Below are 16,284 nucleotides of genomic sequence, written 5' to 3'. Positions count from 1 at the left end.
CCAACCTTCGTCATCAACGCAAATCTGCGGCTCCCTAGAGCAGTGATGAGAGAAAATTCCTATAGCATAGGATTTTTCCTAGACAAGTAGGATTTCGGCAGGAACACATAGGGAACACGGCGAGCGATTCGCCATTGCGCACAACCATTTGGGGAGCACCGAACCATGTTGATCCGATCCGTCGAGAAATTCCTCCGGACACACGAAATGCCGCCGACGAAATTCGGCCGTCTTGCCGCTCACGACCCGCGCTTCGTGCTGGACCTGCGCATGGGCCGCGAACCGCGCACCGCCACCGAGGCGCGCATTCGCGGTTTCATGATGGGCTTCGAAGCTGCGCGCGGAGAAGGCGACAAGGAGTTGGTGCATGTCGGTTGAGTGCACGCCCCCCGCCCGCCAGGCACGCAGACCACGCGTGAGGCGCACTTCCTCCGATCGGCTACGTGATGCATTGCTGACGTTGTGCGATCACCGCGGGCAAGTGCTTTCCCACACAGAGAAAGCTTGGGCGAGCATCACTTTTGCCGGCACGCGGCATAGTGTGTCCCTGCTGTTTGCCGGCGAGGAAGCCGTCGAAGCAGGAGAAGTGTTTATTGCCGCCCTGCCCGATCACGAGTTTGCGATTGCAGGCCAGCTCGTTGCCGATGCAGGGGTCAGTGAAGTGGACCACCGCATCCTGCCCGATCCGCGATTGGTCGTGCACTGCGAATTGCTGCTGCTGGAGGACGCGTAGCTAGTAGCCTGCGGCAAGATCCATTTGCGGCTGGACACTCTCACCCTTGTGCCATTTCTCGAGGTTCTCGATGAACCTGTCGGCGCTGCGCTGGAACATCTTGGTTTGCGCGCGGCCCGACAGGTGCATCGTTACCTGCGCATTCTCGATATCCCACAATGGATGATCTTCCGGCAGCGGTTCGGGATCGGTAACGTCCAGCAGCGCGGCTTCGATCGACTTGGCTTGGAGCGCCTCGACCAAAGCGTCCTGATCCACCACGTCGCCGCGCGCGATATTCACGAGCACCGCATTGGGCCGCATCGCCGCCAGTTCCGCAGCACCGATCATGCCCTTGGTCTCGTCGGTCGAGGGGACGGCCAACACTACCCAGTCGAATTCGCCGAGCTTCTCGCGCCATTCGCCGGGCCGCAGCGTGCCTTCCCCGCCCGAACGCCGGACCGGCACAACGGTCATGTCGAAGGCTTCGAGTCGCGACTTGACCAAGGCACCGATCGCCCCGAGACCGAGCAGTAACACGCGCTCGCCCGACAATTCGCGCTTGCCGGGACTGTCCAGCAACCACTCGTGCCGCTCTTGCGCCTTCACGACCTCGCGATAGCCCTTGGCATGGGCCAGCATCAGCATGACGACGTATTCGGCAATCGTGATGGCGTTGATACCGACACCGTTGGTCACCACGGTGCCGCGTTCGGCCAGCAGGTCCAGCGGCATGAAATCGAGGCCCGCATAAATCGAGTTGAGCCATTTGAGATTGGTCGCTGCTTGCGCAATCTCCATCATCGGTTCTTTTTCGTTGAGATCGAACCAGCCAATCTCGGCCTCCGGCGCCATTTCCAGCGCCTGCTCCTTGGTCATGAACCACAGCGGCTCGACCCAGTCAGGCAGGCGCGGCTCCACCAACGGGCGAATCAGGGCGGACATCACGGCTTTGGTCATACGGGGACTCTCCTCTTGCGATTAAGTCCCTAACCGCAACTCAGCCCAGCTTCCACTCCCAGCCGAGCGAATCGCCATCCATGACCTCGACGCCCTTGGCGGCCAGCGTTTCGCGGATGGCGTCGCTGGTTGCGTAATCTTTGGCGACCTTCGCATCCTTTCGGCGGATCAGTTCGGCTTCGATTTCGGCTTCGGTGATCTCGGCGGAGACAGGACGGATGCGCAGGGCTTCGCGGGTCAGCTCGAACAGGTCCAAGCCGAGCACCCGGTCCATGTCCTCGATCACGGCACGTTTTACGCCAGCATCCACCTTCTTGACTGCCAGTGCCTCTTCAAGCGCAACCAGCGCTACAGACGTATTGAGGTCGTCGGCGATTGCGGCCGCAAACTTATCGCGCATGGGCGCAAATTTCTGGTGGGAAGGAGCGCCCGGGATGGCGTCGTTCAGCCGCTCGACCTGCATGACGATCCGCTTGAGCCGCGTGAGTGCGGCAAGCAGACCTTCCCAGCTAAACTCAAGCTCACTGCGGTAGTGCGCCTGCAGGCACATCATCCGGTAGGCAAGCGGGTGGTAGCCCTTGTCGACCAGCAATTGCAGGCGGAGGAATTCGCCTGAGCTCTTCGACATTTTGCCGCTGCGCTCGACGAGGAAGTTGTTGTGCATCCAGATGCGCGCGCCGCTGTTCTCGGCGTTGTCGAGGCCATTGGTGCAGCAATAGGCCTGGTTCTGCGCGATTTCGTTCGGATGGTGGATCTCGCGGTGGTCGATGCCGCCGGTGTGGATGTCGAAGGGGAAGCCCAGCAGCGCTTCGCCCATGACGGAGCATTCCAAGTGCCAGCCGGGCGCGCCCTTGCCCCACGGCGAATCCCATTCCATCTGCCGCGTCTCACCCTCGGGCGTCTTGCGCCAGATCGCGAAGTCAGCCGCGTTGCGCTTGCCTTCAAGCCGTTCGATCCGGCCTTCGCCCTCCTCGGTGACTGCACGAGCAAGGCGGCCGTAATCATCCACGGTCGTGACATCGAAATAGAGGCCGCTATCGAGCTCGTAGCAGTGCTTCTCAGCGATCCGCTTGCCCCATTCGATCATCGCCTCGACATATTCGGTGGCGCGCGGGTGCTGCTTGCCGGTTATGTTGAGCCGCGCCAGGTCGCGCTCGAAATCTTCCTGGTAGAATTTGGCGATGTCCCAGGCGGATTTGCCCGCCTTGGCCGCCATCTTCTCCATCTTGTCCTCGCCCTCGTCCGCATCGGAGGTGAGGTGGCCGACATCGGTGATGTTGATCACATGGGTGAGGTCATAGCCCTTCCAGCGCAGCACGCGGCCCAGCGTGTCAGAGAACACGTATGCGCGCATATTGCCGATGTGCTGGTAATTATAGACCGTCGGCCCGCAGGAGTAGACGCGCGCCTCGCCCGGATGGACGGGGGTAAAGGTTTCGATCTCGCGCGTGAGCGAGTTGAACAGCTTGAGCGGCGTTTCGGTCATGCGCGCGGCCTTGCCAATCGCGGCCCGCCTGCGCAAGAGTGCGCGCAATGTCGCACCGCCTGTCATTGCCTATCCTGGCCCTCGCCTCCCTGCTCCCCATGACCGCCTGTTCGCAAGATCCGAGTGCGAATGTCGGCGTTGCCGCCGAGCGTTGCGTGGTGAGCCGCGAGGGCGAAACCTATGACGGCCCCTGCCGCGCCGATGGCGAACCGGCCATTGGTCTCGGCATGGTACTTCCCGACCAGAGCGAGTTCGTACCGGGCATCATCGCCGTTACGCTCACGCAAACTGCTCCCGGATTGGGCGAAGCCTACGCGCTCGGGCAGACGGGCAATGAAATACACCTGGGGTCCGTGCAACAGGAAGCGGGCGAACCTGCCTGCTGGAAAGGCGGCAGCCTTCGCATCTGCCGCTATTGAGAGGTCAGTTCCAGCCTTCCCAGCGCACTGTTTCGTCCAAGGATGCGCGTTTCACATCAAACTGGTTCACCGCCGCATCGGGATCGCGGTAGCCGATGGCCATGCCGCAGAAGAAGATGTGGTCCTCGGGAATGTCGACCATTTCGCGCACTTGCGGGCTGTAGGCGGCCCAGGCTTCCTGCGCGCAGCTATCCAGCCCTTCCTCGCGCAGCAGCAGCATGATGGTTTGCAGCCACATGCCGATATCGCTCCACTGCGGCGGGCCCATGTATTTGGGCGTGTGGACCAGCATCAGCACCGGCGCCCCGAAGGCGCGGAAATTCTGCGCGAACCACATGAGCCGCTTCGCCTTGTCCTCGCGGCTGATATCCAGCGCAGCATACATACCCTCGCCCACGCCGAAGCGGCGCTCCTCGTAAACCCCGTCGAGGCCCTTGGGATAGATATCGTATTCGGGCTTCAGCGCCGCGCGCCCCTTGGGAAATTCCTGCGCCACCCGGTCGAACAGCGCCTGCATCGGCTCGCCGGTGAGCATGACCGCATTCCACGGCTGGACATTGCCACCCGAAGGCGAGCGCTGCGCCTTTTCGAGCACGCGGGTGAGCGTCTCGCGTTCAACCGGCTGGCCGGTAAAGGCGCGAACAGATCGGCGGGTTTGGACGGCTTCAGTTGGGGTCATCCGATCATCGACCAAAGTGCTAGCCCAACTCCGACGGTAAGCGAGACCAACCCCAGTTGGCGGATCGTTCGTTTGCTGAAGTCAGTCGTTGGTGGATAAGCCTCTAATTCGCGACGCTCCTCGAAATGCCTCTCAGGAGCGCCAGCTTCTAAATCAGCCAAGCGCGCATTCCGATTGCTGAGAGAATCTCGATATCGTCTTTCGGGTCGAAATATTGCGCCAAGAGATGTGACAACCAAAACCAACCCGACTGTAAATGTTAGCCAGTCCATCACCCCTCCACCTCGAACAATCCCGCAAGCTGCTCGATAATCGTGCCGCCGAGCTGTTCCACATCCATGATCGTGACCGACTTTTTGTAGTACCGCGTCACGTCATGGCCGATGCCGATGGCGGCGAGCTGGACCGGGCTTTGCTTCTCGATCCATTCGATCACCTTGCGCAGGTGCCCTTCGAGATAGCCCGCCTGGTTCACCGACAGCGTGCTGTCGTCAACCGGAGCACCGTCGGAAATCACCATCAGGATGCGGCGGTCTTCGGGACGGGCGAGCAGGCGGCTATGCGCCCATAGCAGCGCTTCGCCGTCGATGTTTTCCTTCAGCAGCCCTTCGCGCATCATCAGGCCGAGATTCCGGCGTGCGCGGCGCCACGGTTCGTCGGCTTTTTTGTAGATGATGTGGCGCAGGTCGTTCAGGCGGCCCGGATCGGCGGGGCGACCATCGGCAAGCCATGCCTCGCGGCTCTGTCCGCCTTTCCACGCTCGGGTGGTGAAGCCGAGGATTTCAGTCTTCACGCCGCAGCGTTCCAGCGTGCGCGCCATAATGTCGGCGCTGATCGCGGCGATGGAGATCGGCCGCCCGCGCATGGAGCCAGAATTGTCGATCAGCAGGGTGACGACCGTGTCCTTGAACTCGGTATCGCGCTCCATCTTGTAAGACAGCGCATGGCCGGGGCTGACGACGACGCGGGTCAGGCGCGCGGCATCCAGCAAGCCTTCTTCCTGGTCGAAATCCCAGCTGCGGTTCTGCTGCGCCATCAGACGGCGCTGGAGGCGGTTCGCCAGCCGGGTCACGATGCCCTGCAATCCGGCAAGCTGGCTGTCGAGATAGGCGCGAAGCCGGTCCAGTTCGTCGTGATCGCACAACTCGGGCGCTTCGATCACTTCGTCGAACTTGTCGGTATAGGCGCGGTAATCGAAATCTTCGGGAAGATCGGTCCACGGGCGGTTCGGGCGGACGGGTTGCATCCCCTCCCCGTCATCATCCGACGGATCACCATCGGACATTTCCTGCTCGCCTTCAGCGTCCTGATCGGCGTCGCCATCCGCCTCGCCTTCGGACATCTCGCCGCGAGCGTCGGTTTCCTGCGGCTGGGCGTCGCCCTGGTCTTCTTCGTCGGTGTCGTCCTGATCCTCGGGGTTTTCGCCGTCTTCGTCGTTGCCGTCATCGCTGCCCTCGTCTTCGGGCATTTCGGGCAGCGTGAGTTCAAGATGACGGAGCATATCGAGCGTCAGGTCCTGAAACGCGCGCTGATCGTCGAGCGCACCGGCGAGATCGTCCATGTCCCCGCCGATCTTGGCGAGGATATCGCCGCGCACCAGATCCACGCCCGCTTTGGCGCGCTCCGGAATGGCCTCACCTGTCAAAGCTTCGCGCAGCATGAGCGAAAGCGCGGTCGGCAGCGGGACGTCGTTCGCATCATCCGCGCGCACAATCGGATCACTTGCGGTCCGCAATTCGACCGCCGCATCCAGATTTTCACGAATGCCGTCGAAGCGCGTGCTGCCGATCGCTTCGTAGCGAACTTGCTCGATCGCATCGTAGCACGCCCGCGCGATGGGTTCGGGCGGAGCACCCTTCGCATGCAGCCGCTCGTTATGGTGGCGCAGCCGCAGTGCAAAACTGTCGGCAAAGCCGCGCGCTTCGGTGGCTTGGTCCTTGGGCAAGTTCCGACCGGGCAGCGGAACGCGGAAGTTCTTGCCAGCCTGGCTGGGCTGGTCCGCGCTCCACGCCACCTCGATCTCCGGCTCGTGCGCCAGAGCGCGCGCGGTGCCGGTCAATACCTGCTTGAAACGGTCGAGGGGTGTCTGGTCGGTCACTTGAAGCTAGTTAGGACGTCGGGATGCTTTGGCCAGTCTTTTCCCAGTCAGCCAGGAAGCCTTCAATGCCTTTTTCAGTCAGGATGTGCTTGAAAAGGCCCTTGATGACGGAAGGCGGCATCGTGGCGACATCGGCGCCGATCCGTGCGCTTTCCAGCACGTGGACCGGATTGCGGATCGAAGCGACGAGGATTTCGGTGTTGAAATCGTAATTGTCGTAGATGCGGCGGATATCGGCGATGAGATCCATGCCGTCGAAGCCGTTATCGTCATGACGGCCGACGAAGGGCGAGATAAATGTTGCGCCCGTCTTGGCGGCCAGCAACGCCTGATTGGCAGAGAAGCACAGCGTGACATTGACCATAGTTCCGTCGCTGGTCAGCTTCTTGCAGGTCTTCAGGCCGTCAATCGTCAGCGGCACCTTGATGCAGACATTGTCAGCGATCTTGCGGAGGGTTTCGGCCTCTTTCATCATTGTCTCATGATCGAGGGCGACGACTTCGGCACTGACCGGGCCATCAGTAAGCCCGCAAATTTCCTTGGTCACTTCCATGAAATCACGGCCGGACTTGGCGATCAGGGACGGGTTGGTAGTGACCCCGTCCAGCAGGCCGGTATCGGCCATTTCCTTGATGTCAGCGATATCGGCGGTGTCGACGAAGAATTTCATGAGTGCGCGCTCCGGAAGGCGAAAATTGGTGTTACCCGCTGCAAGGCGATTGCGGGCTTCGAGTCAAGGTTTCGGCCATGCTCATTCACGCATTGCCAACGACGAAGCAGGCCGCTGCAACCAGCGCGCCGGTCCAGCGATTGGCACGGAAGCGGTCGAGCGGGTTGTCCGGATCGTCGTTATCGAGGGTGATGACTTGCCACATCAGGTGAGCTGCGGCGGGCAATAATGCCAGCAGCGCCACCCAGTCTTCGCGGTAAAGCCAGAAAGCCAGCGTCCACAGCGCAATTGCGCCTGCATAGAACAATGCGACACCGCCTTTGACCATGCCGCCCAGCCGCAAGGCCGAGGAGCGAATGCCGACCAGCGCATCATCCTCGCGGTCCTGTAGCGCGTAGATCGTGTCGAAGCCGATGACCCACAGCGCGGCACCCGCATACATTGCGGCCAGCGCATCCAGATTGTCGGCGCGAAAATGCGTCCATCCGACAAGCAGTCCCCACGAGAAAACCATGCCGAGCCAAGCCTGCGGCCACCAAGTAATGCGTTTCATGAAGGGATATGCGGCGACCAGAACCACGCTGGCCAGTGCGACCATCTGGGCGAGCGGTTCGAGTCTCAGCAGGACGAACAGGCCCACGAGGCTCAACGCAACGAGCCAGATCCACGCCAATTTCTTCGACACGCGGCCGCTTGCGACAGGCCGGCTGGCAGTACGCGCGACCTGCTGATCCAGCTTGGCATCCACGATATCATTGTAGACGCAGCCCGCCCCGCGCATCGCGATCGAACCCAGCAATAGCCAGCCGAGCAATGGCAGCTGCCAGCCCGCGCCTGCCAGCCACACGCCCCAGACGCATGGCCAGAACAACAGCCACCAGCCGATCGGCCTGTCGAACCGGGCAAGCATCGCAAGGTCACGCGGCAATTGCGGCAAGCGCTCGACAAGACCGCGATGCTCGCTGTCGGGGACGATGTCCGGGTTGGTGAAGGTCTTGCTCATCCCTTGCTTCCTAGTGGGAGACGGGCCAACAGGCTAGCCATGCCTGCAACCCCAAATTGGCCGCCCAAAAGCGCACCGCGCCTGTTCGTCGAGCAGGAATTGTCCGGCGATATGCTGGTCGCCCTTGAGGGCAATCACGCGCACTATCTCGGCAAGGTGATGCGGGTTTCGCCCGGTGATGCTGTGATCCTGTGCGACAATGTGACCGGCGAATGGGCAGCAGAGGTTATCCAGGCGGAGAAGCGTCAGGTCACAGTGCAAACCCAGCAGCACCTGCGCCCGCGCGAACCGGTCCCAGATTTCTGGTTGTGCGCGGCATTACTCAAGAAAGACCGCTTCGATCTGATTCTCGAAAAGGCGACCGAGCTGGGCGTGGCCAAGATCGCCCCGGTCGTGACGCGCCGCTGTGTGGCGGACAAATTGAACCTCGAACGCGCGGGAGCGATTGTGACCGAAGCAGCCGAACAATGCGCGCGCACTGCCCTCCCCGAATTGGCCCAGCCGGTCAAACTCGAAGCCCTGCTGCGCGACTGGCCAGAAGACCGGGCGCTGTTCTTCGCCGATGAAGAAGGCGGCGAGCCGGCCGCGGACGCGTTTTGCTATGCCGATGGCCCCGCCGCATTGCTCACGGGGCCCGAGGGCGGGTTTGACGATGCCGAACGCGAAGCGATCCGCGCGCATCCCGCTGCCCGCGCAATCAGCCTCGGCCCCCGCATTCTGCGCGGCGAAACTGCGGCCATTGCGGGCATTGCAGTATGGATGGCTGAAGCTGGCGATTGGATCGACGAGGAATAATTTCCTTTGCGCGCGGGGGTTCGGTTTCCTAACGCCACTTAATGAGCACGCGCGACACCTCCGCTAAGGAAGATCCGATCATCGAATCGCGCGACCAATTGGTCGCCCCGATGCAACTTGGCGAAAAGCCGAAGGCCAACTGGCGTATCGGTACCGAGCACGAAAAGCTCGTCTTCCGCCGCGAAGATTTCCGCGCACCGTCTTACGATGAGCCCGGCGGCATTCGTGACATCCTGTTGTCATTGCGGCAATTCGGCTGGGAACCGGTAGAAGAGGGCGGCAAAGTCATTGCCATGCGCGGCGATGACGGGACAGTGAGTCTCGAACCTGCCGGGCAGCTCGAACTTTCCGGAGCACCGCTGGAAACCCTGCACGAGACCTGCGCCGAAACCGGCCGTCACCTCGACCAGGTCAAACGTGTGGGCGAAGATTGCGGCGTCGGTTTCCTCGGCCTCGGAATGTGGCCCGACAAAACCCGCGAAGAACTGCCGATCATGCCCAAGGGCCGCTACGAGATCATGATGCGGCACATGCCGCGGGTCGGCACCATGGGACTCGACATGATGCTGCGCACCTGCACAATTCAGGTCAATCTCGACTATTCGAGCGAAGCGGACATGGCGCAGAAATTCCGCACAGGTCTTGCGCTGCAACCGCTTGCCACTGCGCTGTTCGCCAACTCGCCCTTCACCGAAGGCAAGCCCAACGGTTACCTGTCATATCGCAGCCATATCTGGAGCGATACCGATCCGCAGCGCACCGGCATGCTGCCCTTCGTGTTCGAAGATGGTTTCGGATACGAACGCTGGGTCGACTACATGCTCGATGTGCCGATGTATTTTGTGTTCCGTGACGGGAAATACCTCGACGCGGCAGGGCTCAGTTTCCGGGATTTCCTCGACGGCAAGCTGTCGATCCTGCCCGGCGAAAAACCTACCGAAAGCGACTGGTGGGATCACCTCTCGACCGCATTCCCCGAGGTTCGGCTGAAAAGCTTCCTGGAAATGCGCGGTGCTGATGGCGGACCATGGAGCCGCATTTGCGCCCTTCCCGCATTCTGGGTCGGCCTGCTGTACGATCAAGGCGCGCTGGATGCCGCCTGGGACCTCGTGAAAGGCTGGAGCGTCGAGGAACGTGAAGACTTGCGCAATGCCGTTCCCAAGCTGGCGCTCGACGCACCAATCCCTGGCGGCCACAAACTGCGCGATCTGGCCAAGGATGTCCTCAAGGTCGCCCGCTCTGGTCTGGCAGCGCGCGGCAAGCTCAACACATCAGGCGACAACGAGACCGGATTCCTGGAAACGCTCGACGAGATTGTCGCCAGCGGCAAGGTCCCCGCGCAGGTGATGCTCGACCGCTATAACGGCGAATGGGGCGGCGACATCAAGCGGATCTATAAATACAGCTTTTGACAGGAGACGGCGATGATCCAGATAAACGGTACGATCCGCTTGGCGGAAGGCATCGACAGCAACACGCTGGATGCGATCATCACCATGGTACGCGCAAGCCGCGCCGAGGACGGGTGCCTCGATTACACTTTCGCACGCGACCTGGCTGATCCCAATACGCTGGTCCTGTTCGAGCGGTGGCGGGACAAGGCCGCGCTGGATGCTCATGGCAAGTCTGCCCATATGGCGGCATTTCAGGAAGTCATGGCGAACAATCCGCCCGTTTCGCGCGATTTGCGAATTTACGAGACTGACGACGGCCAGCCGCTGGGCTGAGCTACTCGGCTGGTTGCGGGGCACCGTTCGATGGTGGAGTGAGCTTTCCAAGCAATCTGCTTAACGGCGCGGTGATCAAGCCGTGCGCACCCATCCACGCGTGATATTCGCGGTACTTGGAATCTTCGGCGATCAGATGCGCTTCTTCCGTGCGCGCGCGCCAGTAATATATACCGTTGACGCAGAGCAGGAAGAAGGTGTTGCGAATAGCGTCGACCGGGTTCTCGTTCACCACGAGAAACGGCATTACGCTGCACCACCAGAACAGGTTCTTCGACAAATATGCCGGATGGCGTGTGAAACGGTACGGTCCGTTCGTGAGAACGCCGCGATATGTGAGGTTGGAGAAGCGGATGCCGAACGCGAAGGTCGCCCAGGCATATACGCCCGTCAGGAATACCAGCAGACCCGCCCAAAGCCACAATAGGACCTGATTCCCGGCCATCCAGTAATGCCACTGCGCAACGTGATGCTCGTAGCTCATCACCTGCCCATTGCCGAGGATGCCCCAGACAAAGGGCGGATAGCAGATGAGCGCAGCCAGCCAGCCGCTCAGGAATGGGTTGCCTGACCGGATATGCGCATCGAGCGGACGCAGCGTGACGATATAGCCCACCGCGCCGACCATTACGTCGATCAGGAACAGCAGGTTAATCATGACCACGGCAAAGATCACCGGGTTCGACAGGAATTCGTAGTGATCGGCATTCACGACATTGGCGAAATTCACCGGCACGATCGAGATCATGAAAGCGCCGAAGAACGCTTTGATGATCCACGCGCGCCAATGCTTGAGAACCTCGTCCTTGTCCCAGTCATCGCGCATGAACAGCAACGCGCCGAAATGCCACGCATGATCGCGCGGATTCTTCATCACGCGGTCGAGCCACAGCACATAGGGGACGGAAAGCACGACCATGGCGATGCCCATCACGCCCAGCACCTTGAGCGCGTAGAGGTAATTCCCGCTCCAGTACCATCGGCACAGGCAGTAGAGGGCGACGAGGATGGCCCATGTCGCCCACAGGCCGGCTATTTTGGTAAGGGAAGCCTCTAGGTCCGGCTTGCGCGAACGGGCCAGCGACCAGTCGATGCCGGTCGACTGCCGCAGATGCACCTTGTCGACGAATATCGACCACAGCACCATCGGCACGGTAATGAACGCCAGGCCAGCGATGGCCGCGTTCGGACCCACTAGCGGCTCGCGCGGGCCGGGAAGGCCCCAGAAATCCGCTATTCCCGCCCAATCGCGCGCTATCCACACCCACGCGATGAGTGCAGCGAGCCCCACCAGCCCCACGGCCGGTGAAACATCGCTTGTCGGACGGCGGTCCGGAATGGTGAAATCCTGTCCCATCGCCGCGCCCTATAGCGCGGCAATGGTAAACGACGCGAAAACTATCGTAATCTTAGCGAAATGCGGTGATCGTACCGCTGTCATCAAGGATGTAGAGCGTGTTGTTCGCGACAATGGGCGGAAGGCTGATCGATTCGTCTAGCTCCGTGTATATCTCTGCCGAACCTTCAGCGGTGCTGATCCGCCAGACTTCGCCCTCGGAATTGACAGCCCACAGCTGCCCGCCCGCAAGTACCGGCCCTTGCCAGAAAATCGGGCCCTTCTTGTCTTCTTCCTTGCGATAGCGCGGCATCTGCGTGAGCCACCGCACCTTGCCGGTCGAACGCTGGATCGCGATCAGGCGCGCATCGTCGGTCAGGGCGAAAATCCACTCACCCGCAATCGCCGGGGTCGAAATGCCTGCAACGTTGAGTTCCCAGATACGCTGGCCGGACACGAGCTCGTAAGCTGCCATGCGGCCACCCTGACCCAGTGCGTACACGCGGCCATTGTCGATGATCGGGTCGGCGTCGATGTCGGACAATGCGCCGACCTGCGTCGAAATCGAGGTCCGCGCCAGAGCGTCAGCCCAGAGGCTGCGGCCATTCTCGTAGCGATAGGCAATGAGTTCGCCCGAGGTATATCCGGCGACCACGGTGCCCTGCCCGGCAGCAGGTGCAGCCACACCGAACACGCCCGCCATGGTGGTCGAACCGGATTCGTCCCATTGCAAGCTGCCATCGCTGGCGTTGAGCGCATATAGCAGGTTGTCCTGCGTCATAACGAAGACGTTGTCGAACGCCAGCGTGGGTGATCCGCGCAGCGGTCCGCCCGGCTTCACTTTCCAGATTTCTGCACCGGTCTGCGCATTCAGAGCGAAGACGTTCCCCGCACCGTCGGTGCCGTAAACGATGCCACTGGCATAGCTCACACCGCCGCCGAAAGCCGAAGGACGCGAATCGTCGGTAAGCTGTGTTTGGTAGGACCAGCTGCGTGCACCGGTGGCGGCATCTACTGCAGTAACGCGGCCATCGGTACCGACTGCAAACAATTTGCCTTCGCCGATAACCGGTGCAGAGCCAAGACGCCTGCGATTGTCGGAACCAGCCACTTCCACCGTGAATGCGCGGACGGGTGCCTGCGCCAGGGCGACATGGCCGTAGCTCTTGCTTGCCGAACCGCCAGCCTGACCCCACTCGGCATTCGTCTGCGCCGGAGGAAGCACCACCGCAACACCTGCAAGCGCCGGATCGACTTTCGCACCAGTCTGGATGCGTGAGAGGATGGGCTCGCGATCACCGATGGTGGGCGTCGTCTTCTTGCTGTCGCCTCCGCCAAACAGGCCGCCACTGCAGGCTCCGAGGCCAAGGGCGAGAACGGCGGCGAACGTGCCGCGCAAAAGGGTTTTAGCGTTGGTCTGGCTCATACTTGGTCCGTTATCCGTCGGTTATTCGCTAGCCGTTTCAGCATCGTCCGGCTGAACGCGCTGTGTCTCGAGCAATGCATCGACATCATCTACTGCATCGACACCCAGCACACCGGCCATGTTGAGCACCCGCGCGCGGGTTCCCTCTGGTGTGCCGTCATCACGTGCGATCTGGCCGAAAAGCGCTCCGGCCTCGTCGCGCTTGCCCTGCTTGAGGTATGCATGCGCGACGATTTCGCCCGCGCTCGCGAAAAGGGGTTCACCCGGCGTTGCAAGCGGTTGAAGCGCTGCAATCACGTCGGCTGGTTTCATCTGGTCATACTGCAAGGTCACCCGGCGGAGCGTGGCCATGTCGCGCAGCAGCTTGGGAGCATTTTCGTCAGCCGCAACTTCGCCGAACAGCTTGGCCGCTTCTTCCGAGTTGCCAGCTTCCGAAGCCATTCCGGCGCGCAGGAGCTTGGCGCTGATTGCAGGTGTTGTGTCGCCCTCGATGCCTTCCAGCCCTTCGAGCGCAGACGCATTATTGCCGTTTTCGAGTTGGTCCAGAGCAACCACAAGCGCTTCGGACTGGCCTTCAAGCGTCTTTTCTTGCTGGTTATCCCACCAGATGTAGCCGCCGAACGCTGCCAGGGCGACAATCACGACTCCCATCAGGGGCTTGCCGTAAGTGGTCGCAAAGCTTTCGAAATCGCCTTGCCGAACGGCATCGTCGACCTCGCGCAGCAAGGCCTCCTGTTCGGCCGCTTCGGCGCGGGCCTTCTTGTCGTCGCGGCTCAATTCGTTCTTCGGTTTACGGGCCACTGTGGCTCGGGCTCCATGCTAGGCAAACTGTGTGGGCGGGTCTTTAGGCATAGCGCGGTTCAAGGGCAATGCTTGGCGAGTATTACTGCAATGCCTGTCCCCCGGCGGGTGAACCCGCGATGAAATGTTCGCGGGACGTCAGAATTCGCGCCGCATGGCGCTGGTGTACAGACGGCGGTAGGTCGCGATCATCTTGTCACGGTCGAACTGGGCCTGCGCTTTATTGCGATTTGCCAATCCGATCTGTTTCTGCGCGGCCTCGTTATCGGCCAATGCCCGCATGAGGACGGAGAGATCGTCTTCATTGCCGGGCTTGCTGAGGAATTCGCGATTTTCCTCGGCAACGATACCGTCGATGTCGCCAACTGCGGGCGCGACCACCGGCAATCCGGCTGCCATGGCCTCGATCATGGACAGAGGGAATTGTTCTGAATCGCTCGATAGCGCGAAGATGTCGAACAGGCCGATGACGCGCGACGGGTCCTTGACCGCGCCCGGCAAGTGGACGCGGTGATTGATTTCCAGCCGGTCGATTTCGGCCTCGATGGCGGCACGCTCAGTGCCTTCACCCAAGATAACAAGGTGCCATTCCTCCCGCATCTGGGCGAATGCCCGCACCAGCCGCGGCAGGTTTTTCACCGCGCGCAGGCCCGCGAGGGTGCCGATCCATTTCTCGCCCTTGTGCTTGATAAGGCGGAACGCTTCCGGCTTTGGCGGCATCGCGAACGCCTTGGTGTCGATGCCGTTAGGGATGCGTTTCACGCGGCCCAGCGGCTGTTGCCAGTCGACCAGCGCGATTTCTTCAAGCGTTTCGGAAGGCACGACAAGGCCCGATGCCTTGCCAAGGGCAATCCGGCGATACCATGTCCGGCGGCGCTTGCGCTTGTGAAGCTCGCTCTCGTCGAAGCCGTCCTCGTGATGCACCAGCGGCGGCAGGCCCAGCGCGTCCGAAAACATGGTGTGCGCCATGACCGCATCCATTGCGCCCCAATTATATGTCAGGACCAGGTCGAACGGCTTCATGGCCTTGGCGATCTTCATCAAGCGGCCCGGCAGCGGCGCGCCTTTCAGGCTCGGGAAGTCCGGCTGAAGGTCAACCGTAATGCCTTTTGCAATTCCCTCCGCTGCATCCAGGCGTTCAGGCTCTGCCGACACGATTGTATGCGACAAGCCGCGACCGAACGCGTTGATCAGCTCGACCGTTCGGCGTTCCTTGCCGCCAGCAGCAAAGGTCGATTGCAAATGAAGAACACGCGGCACGGCGCCACCACCGGGTTTTGCGCTCATTTGATACCTGCGAGCAGCGAATCGATAGCCGCCCGCACTTCGGGTTCGTCCAGCGTGGGCGCATGGCCCGCGTCCGCGACCGTTACCGTGTCCGCATTTGGCGCTCGGCGCTGCATTTCGGCAAAGCTTTCTTCGCTCAGCAAGGTCGAAAGGCCGCCGCGCACCAGTACCAGTGGCTTGCCGGCAAGCGCTTCGAAGCCGGGCCACAGATCAGGTGGCACCGCGTTTTCGTCGGCGTTGTTGAAAGGTTCGGCGATTTTCATGTCATAATCGAACGCGATGCGGCCGTTATTGCACAGGGTCATCCCGCGCTTGGCCATCGCAATCCAGTCATCGGTATCGAATGACGGGTGCATTTCGCCGTGCACCTCTTCCAGCGCGCGCGCGGCATGCATCCATGTGGGGAAGCTGCGTCCCTGCCCCAGATAGGTGCGGATTTTCTGGATTCCGGTCGGATCGACGACCGGCCCGATATCGTTGAGCAGCGCCCCTGCAATGCGGTCCGGCATTCCCTGTGCGATCAGCATGGTCATCAGCCCGCCCATCGATGTGCCGACCGAAACAAACCGTTCAATGCCCTCTTGCGCCAACAGGCCAAGCACATCGCCGATATAGTTAGGCACGGCGTAGGTCGCGCTGTCGTCGGCGTAATCGCTTTTCCCGCGCCCGCGCATGTCGGGCACGATCACACGCCACCCCTGGCTGGCGATATGCGCCGCGACATCCTCGAAATCGCGGCTGTTGCGGGTGAGGCCGTGGAGGCACACTACTGGAGGGCGATCGTTCGCCTCGCCATAATCGCGGAAATAGAGGGTCAGGCCCTCCGCACTTTGCCAGCTGCGCTCGCTAAAATCGGTGTTCATGGATGCGCGGTAGCGCCTCGCG

Annotated in this window: 17 protein-coding genes; 6 read left to right on the top strand and 11 right to left on the bottom strand. The window is 61.4% G+C overall.

Features of this window, described 5'->3' with window-relative positions; all coding sequences use genetic code 11:
• Nucleotides 1–165: 165 nt before the first annotated feature.
• Both K3166_RS03900 and K3166_RS03895 read left to right on the top strand, forming a co-directional pair.
• A complete protein-coding gene (locus tag K3166_RS03900) occupies nucleotides 166–378 on the top strand; it encodes a hypothetical protein (RefSeq protein ID WP_221423382.1) in 213 nt (70 codons plus the stop codon).
• A gap of 103 nt (nucleotides 379–481) precedes the next feature.
• The gene (locus tag K3166_RS03895) at nucleotides 482–733 is read left to right on the top strand and encodes a hypothetical protein (RefSeq protein ID WP_247714721.1); all 252 of its coding nucleotides are present in this window, start codon (nucleotides 482–484) and stop codon (nucleotides 731–733) included.
• On the opposite strand, the gene K3166_RS03890 is transcribed toward K3166_RS03895, so the two are convergent.
• Nucleotides 734–1,672 carry a D-2-hydroxyacid dehydrogenase gene (locus tag K3166_RS03890; RefSeq protein ID WP_221423381.1) on the bottom strand — a complete coding sequence of 313 codons (939 nt, stop codon included), beginning with the start codon at nucleotides 1,670–1,672 and terminating at the stop codon, nucleotides 734–736.
• A 40-nt stretch (nucleotides 1,673–1,712) separates the two neighbouring features.
• Nucleotides 1,713–3,158 (bottom strand): cysteine--tRNA ligase, encoded by a 1,446-nt coding sequence (gene cysS, locus K3166_RS03885; protein WP_221423380.1) that lies wholly within the window; start codon nucleotides 3,156–3,158, stop codon nucleotides 1,713–1,715.
• Nucleotides 3,159–3,205: 47 nt separating this feature from the next.
• Between cysS and K3166_RS03880 the strand changes: the two genes are divergently transcribed.
• Nucleotides 3,206–3,577, top strand: a complete 372-nt coding sequence (locus tag K3166_RS03880) for a hypothetical protein (RefSeq protein ID WP_221423379.1) — start codon at nucleotides 3,206–3,208, stop codon at nucleotides 3,575–3,577.
• A 4-nt stretch (nucleotides 3,578–3,581) separates the two neighbouring features.
• Here the strand turns inward: K3166_RS03880 and K3166_RS03875 are convergent, their stop codons facing one another.
• The 4 genes from K3166_RS03875 to ubiA form a co-directional block, all read right to left on the bottom strand.
• Nucleotides 3,582–4,256 carry a nitroreductase gene (locus K3166_RS03875; RefSeq protein ID WP_221423378.1) on the bottom strand — a complete coding sequence of 225 codons (675 nt, stop codon included), beginning with the start codon at nucleotides 4,254–4,256 and terminating at the stop codon, nucleotides 3,582–3,584.
• A 271-nt stretch (nucleotides 4,257–4,527) separates the two neighbouring features.
• A complete protein-coding gene (cobT, locus tag K3166_RS03870) occupies nucleotides 4,528–6,354 on the bottom strand; it encodes a cobaltochelatase subunit CobT (protein WP_221423377.1) in 1,827 nt (608 codons plus the stop codon).
• 10 nt (nucleotides 6,355–6,364) lie between these two features.
• Complete coding sequence (fsa, locus tag K3166_RS03865; protein WP_221423376.1) at nucleotides 6,365–7,024, bottom strand: fructose-6-phosphate aldolase; 660 nt, start codon at nucleotides 7,022–7,024, stop codon at nucleotides 6,365–6,367.
• 85 nt (nucleotides 7,025–7,109) lie between these two features.
• The gene (gene ubiA / locus K3166_RS03860) at nucleotides 7,110–8,027 is read right to left on the bottom strand and encodes a 4-hydroxybenzoate octaprenyltransferase (RefSeq protein WP_221423375.1); all 918 of its coding nucleotides are present in this window, start codon (nucleotides 8,025–8,027) and stop codon (nucleotides 7,110–7,112) included.
• 39 nt (nucleotides 8,028–8,066) lie between these two features.
• Here ubiA and K3166_RS03855 point away from each other — a divergent pair, with 39 nt between their 5' ends.
• The 3 genes from K3166_RS03855 to K3166_RS03845 are packed head-to-tail and all read left to right on the top strand — an operon-like array spanning nucleotide 8,067 to nucleotide 10,549.
• Nucleotides 8,067–8,822: a 16S rRNA (uracil(1498)-N(3))-methyltransferase gene (locus tag K3166_RS03855; RefSeq protein WP_221423374.1), complete on the top strand. Its 756-nt coding sequence runs from the start codon at nucleotides 8,067–8,069 to the stop codon at nucleotides 8,820–8,822.
• Nucleotides 8,823–8,863: 41 nt separating this feature from the next.
• On the top strand, nucleotides 8,864–10,234 hold the full coding sequence (locus K3166_RS03850; RefSeq protein WP_221423373.1) for a glutamate--cysteine ligase: 1,371 nt from the start codon (nucleotides 8,864–8,866) through the stop codon (nucleotides 10,232–10,234).
• Nucleotides 10,235–10,246: 12 nt separating this feature from the next.
• A complete protein-coding gene (locus K3166_RS03845) occupies nucleotides 10,247–10,549 on the top strand; it encodes a putative quinol monooxygenase (protein WP_100260878.1) in 303 nt (100 codons plus the stop codon).
• Nucleotide 10,550: 1 nt separating this feature from the next.
• Here the strand turns inward: K3166_RS03845 and K3166_RS03840 are convergent, their stop codons facing one another.
• The 5 genes from K3166_RS03840 to K3166_RS03820 form a co-directional block, all read right to left on the bottom strand.
• Complete coding sequence (locus tag K3166_RS03840) at nucleotides 10,551–11,906, bottom strand: methyltransferase family protein (RefSeq protein WP_221423372.1); 1,356 nt, start codon at nucleotides 11,904–11,906, stop codon at nucleotides 10,551–10,553.
• A gap of 52 nt (nucleotides 11,907–11,958) precedes the next feature.
• A complete protein-coding gene (locus K3166_RS03835; protein WP_221423371.1) occupies nucleotides 11,959–13,311 on the bottom strand; it encodes an outer membrane protein assembly factor BamB family protein in 1,353 nt (450 codons plus the stop codon).
• Between the two features lie 21 nt (nucleotides 13,312–13,332).
• The gene (locus K3166_RS03830; protein WP_221423370.1) at nucleotides 13,333–14,112 is read right to left on the bottom strand and encodes a tetratricopeptide repeat protein; all 780 of its coding nucleotides are present in this window, start codon (nucleotides 14,110–14,112) and stop codon (nucleotides 13,333–13,335) included.
• Nucleotides 14,113–14,250: 138 nt separating this feature from the next.
• Nucleotides 14,251–15,399: a glycosyltransferase family 4 protein gene (locus K3166_RS03825; protein ID WP_221423369.1), complete on the bottom strand. Its 1,149-nt coding sequence runs from the start codon at nucleotides 15,397–15,399 to the stop codon at nucleotides 14,251–14,253.
• Nucleotides 15,396–16,262: an alpha/beta fold hydrolase gene (locus tag K3166_RS03820; protein ID WP_221423368.1), complete on the bottom strand. Its 867-nt coding sequence runs from the start codon at nucleotides 16,260–16,262 to the stop codon at nucleotides 15,396–15,398. Before K3166_RS03820 ends, K3166_RS03825 begins: the two co-directional genes overlap by 4 nt.
• Nucleotides 16,263–16,284: the final 22 nt, after the last annotated feature.

The sequence above is a fragment of the Qipengyuania psychrotolerans genome, assembly GCF_019711355.1.
Taxonomy (GTDB): Bacteria; Pseudomonadota; Alphaproteobacteria; order Sphingomonadales; family Sphingomonadaceae; genus Qipengyuania; species Qipengyuania psychrotolerans.
Note: the sequence above shows the minus strand (reverse complement) of the source record. Positions and strands in the feature narration are given on the sequence as shown.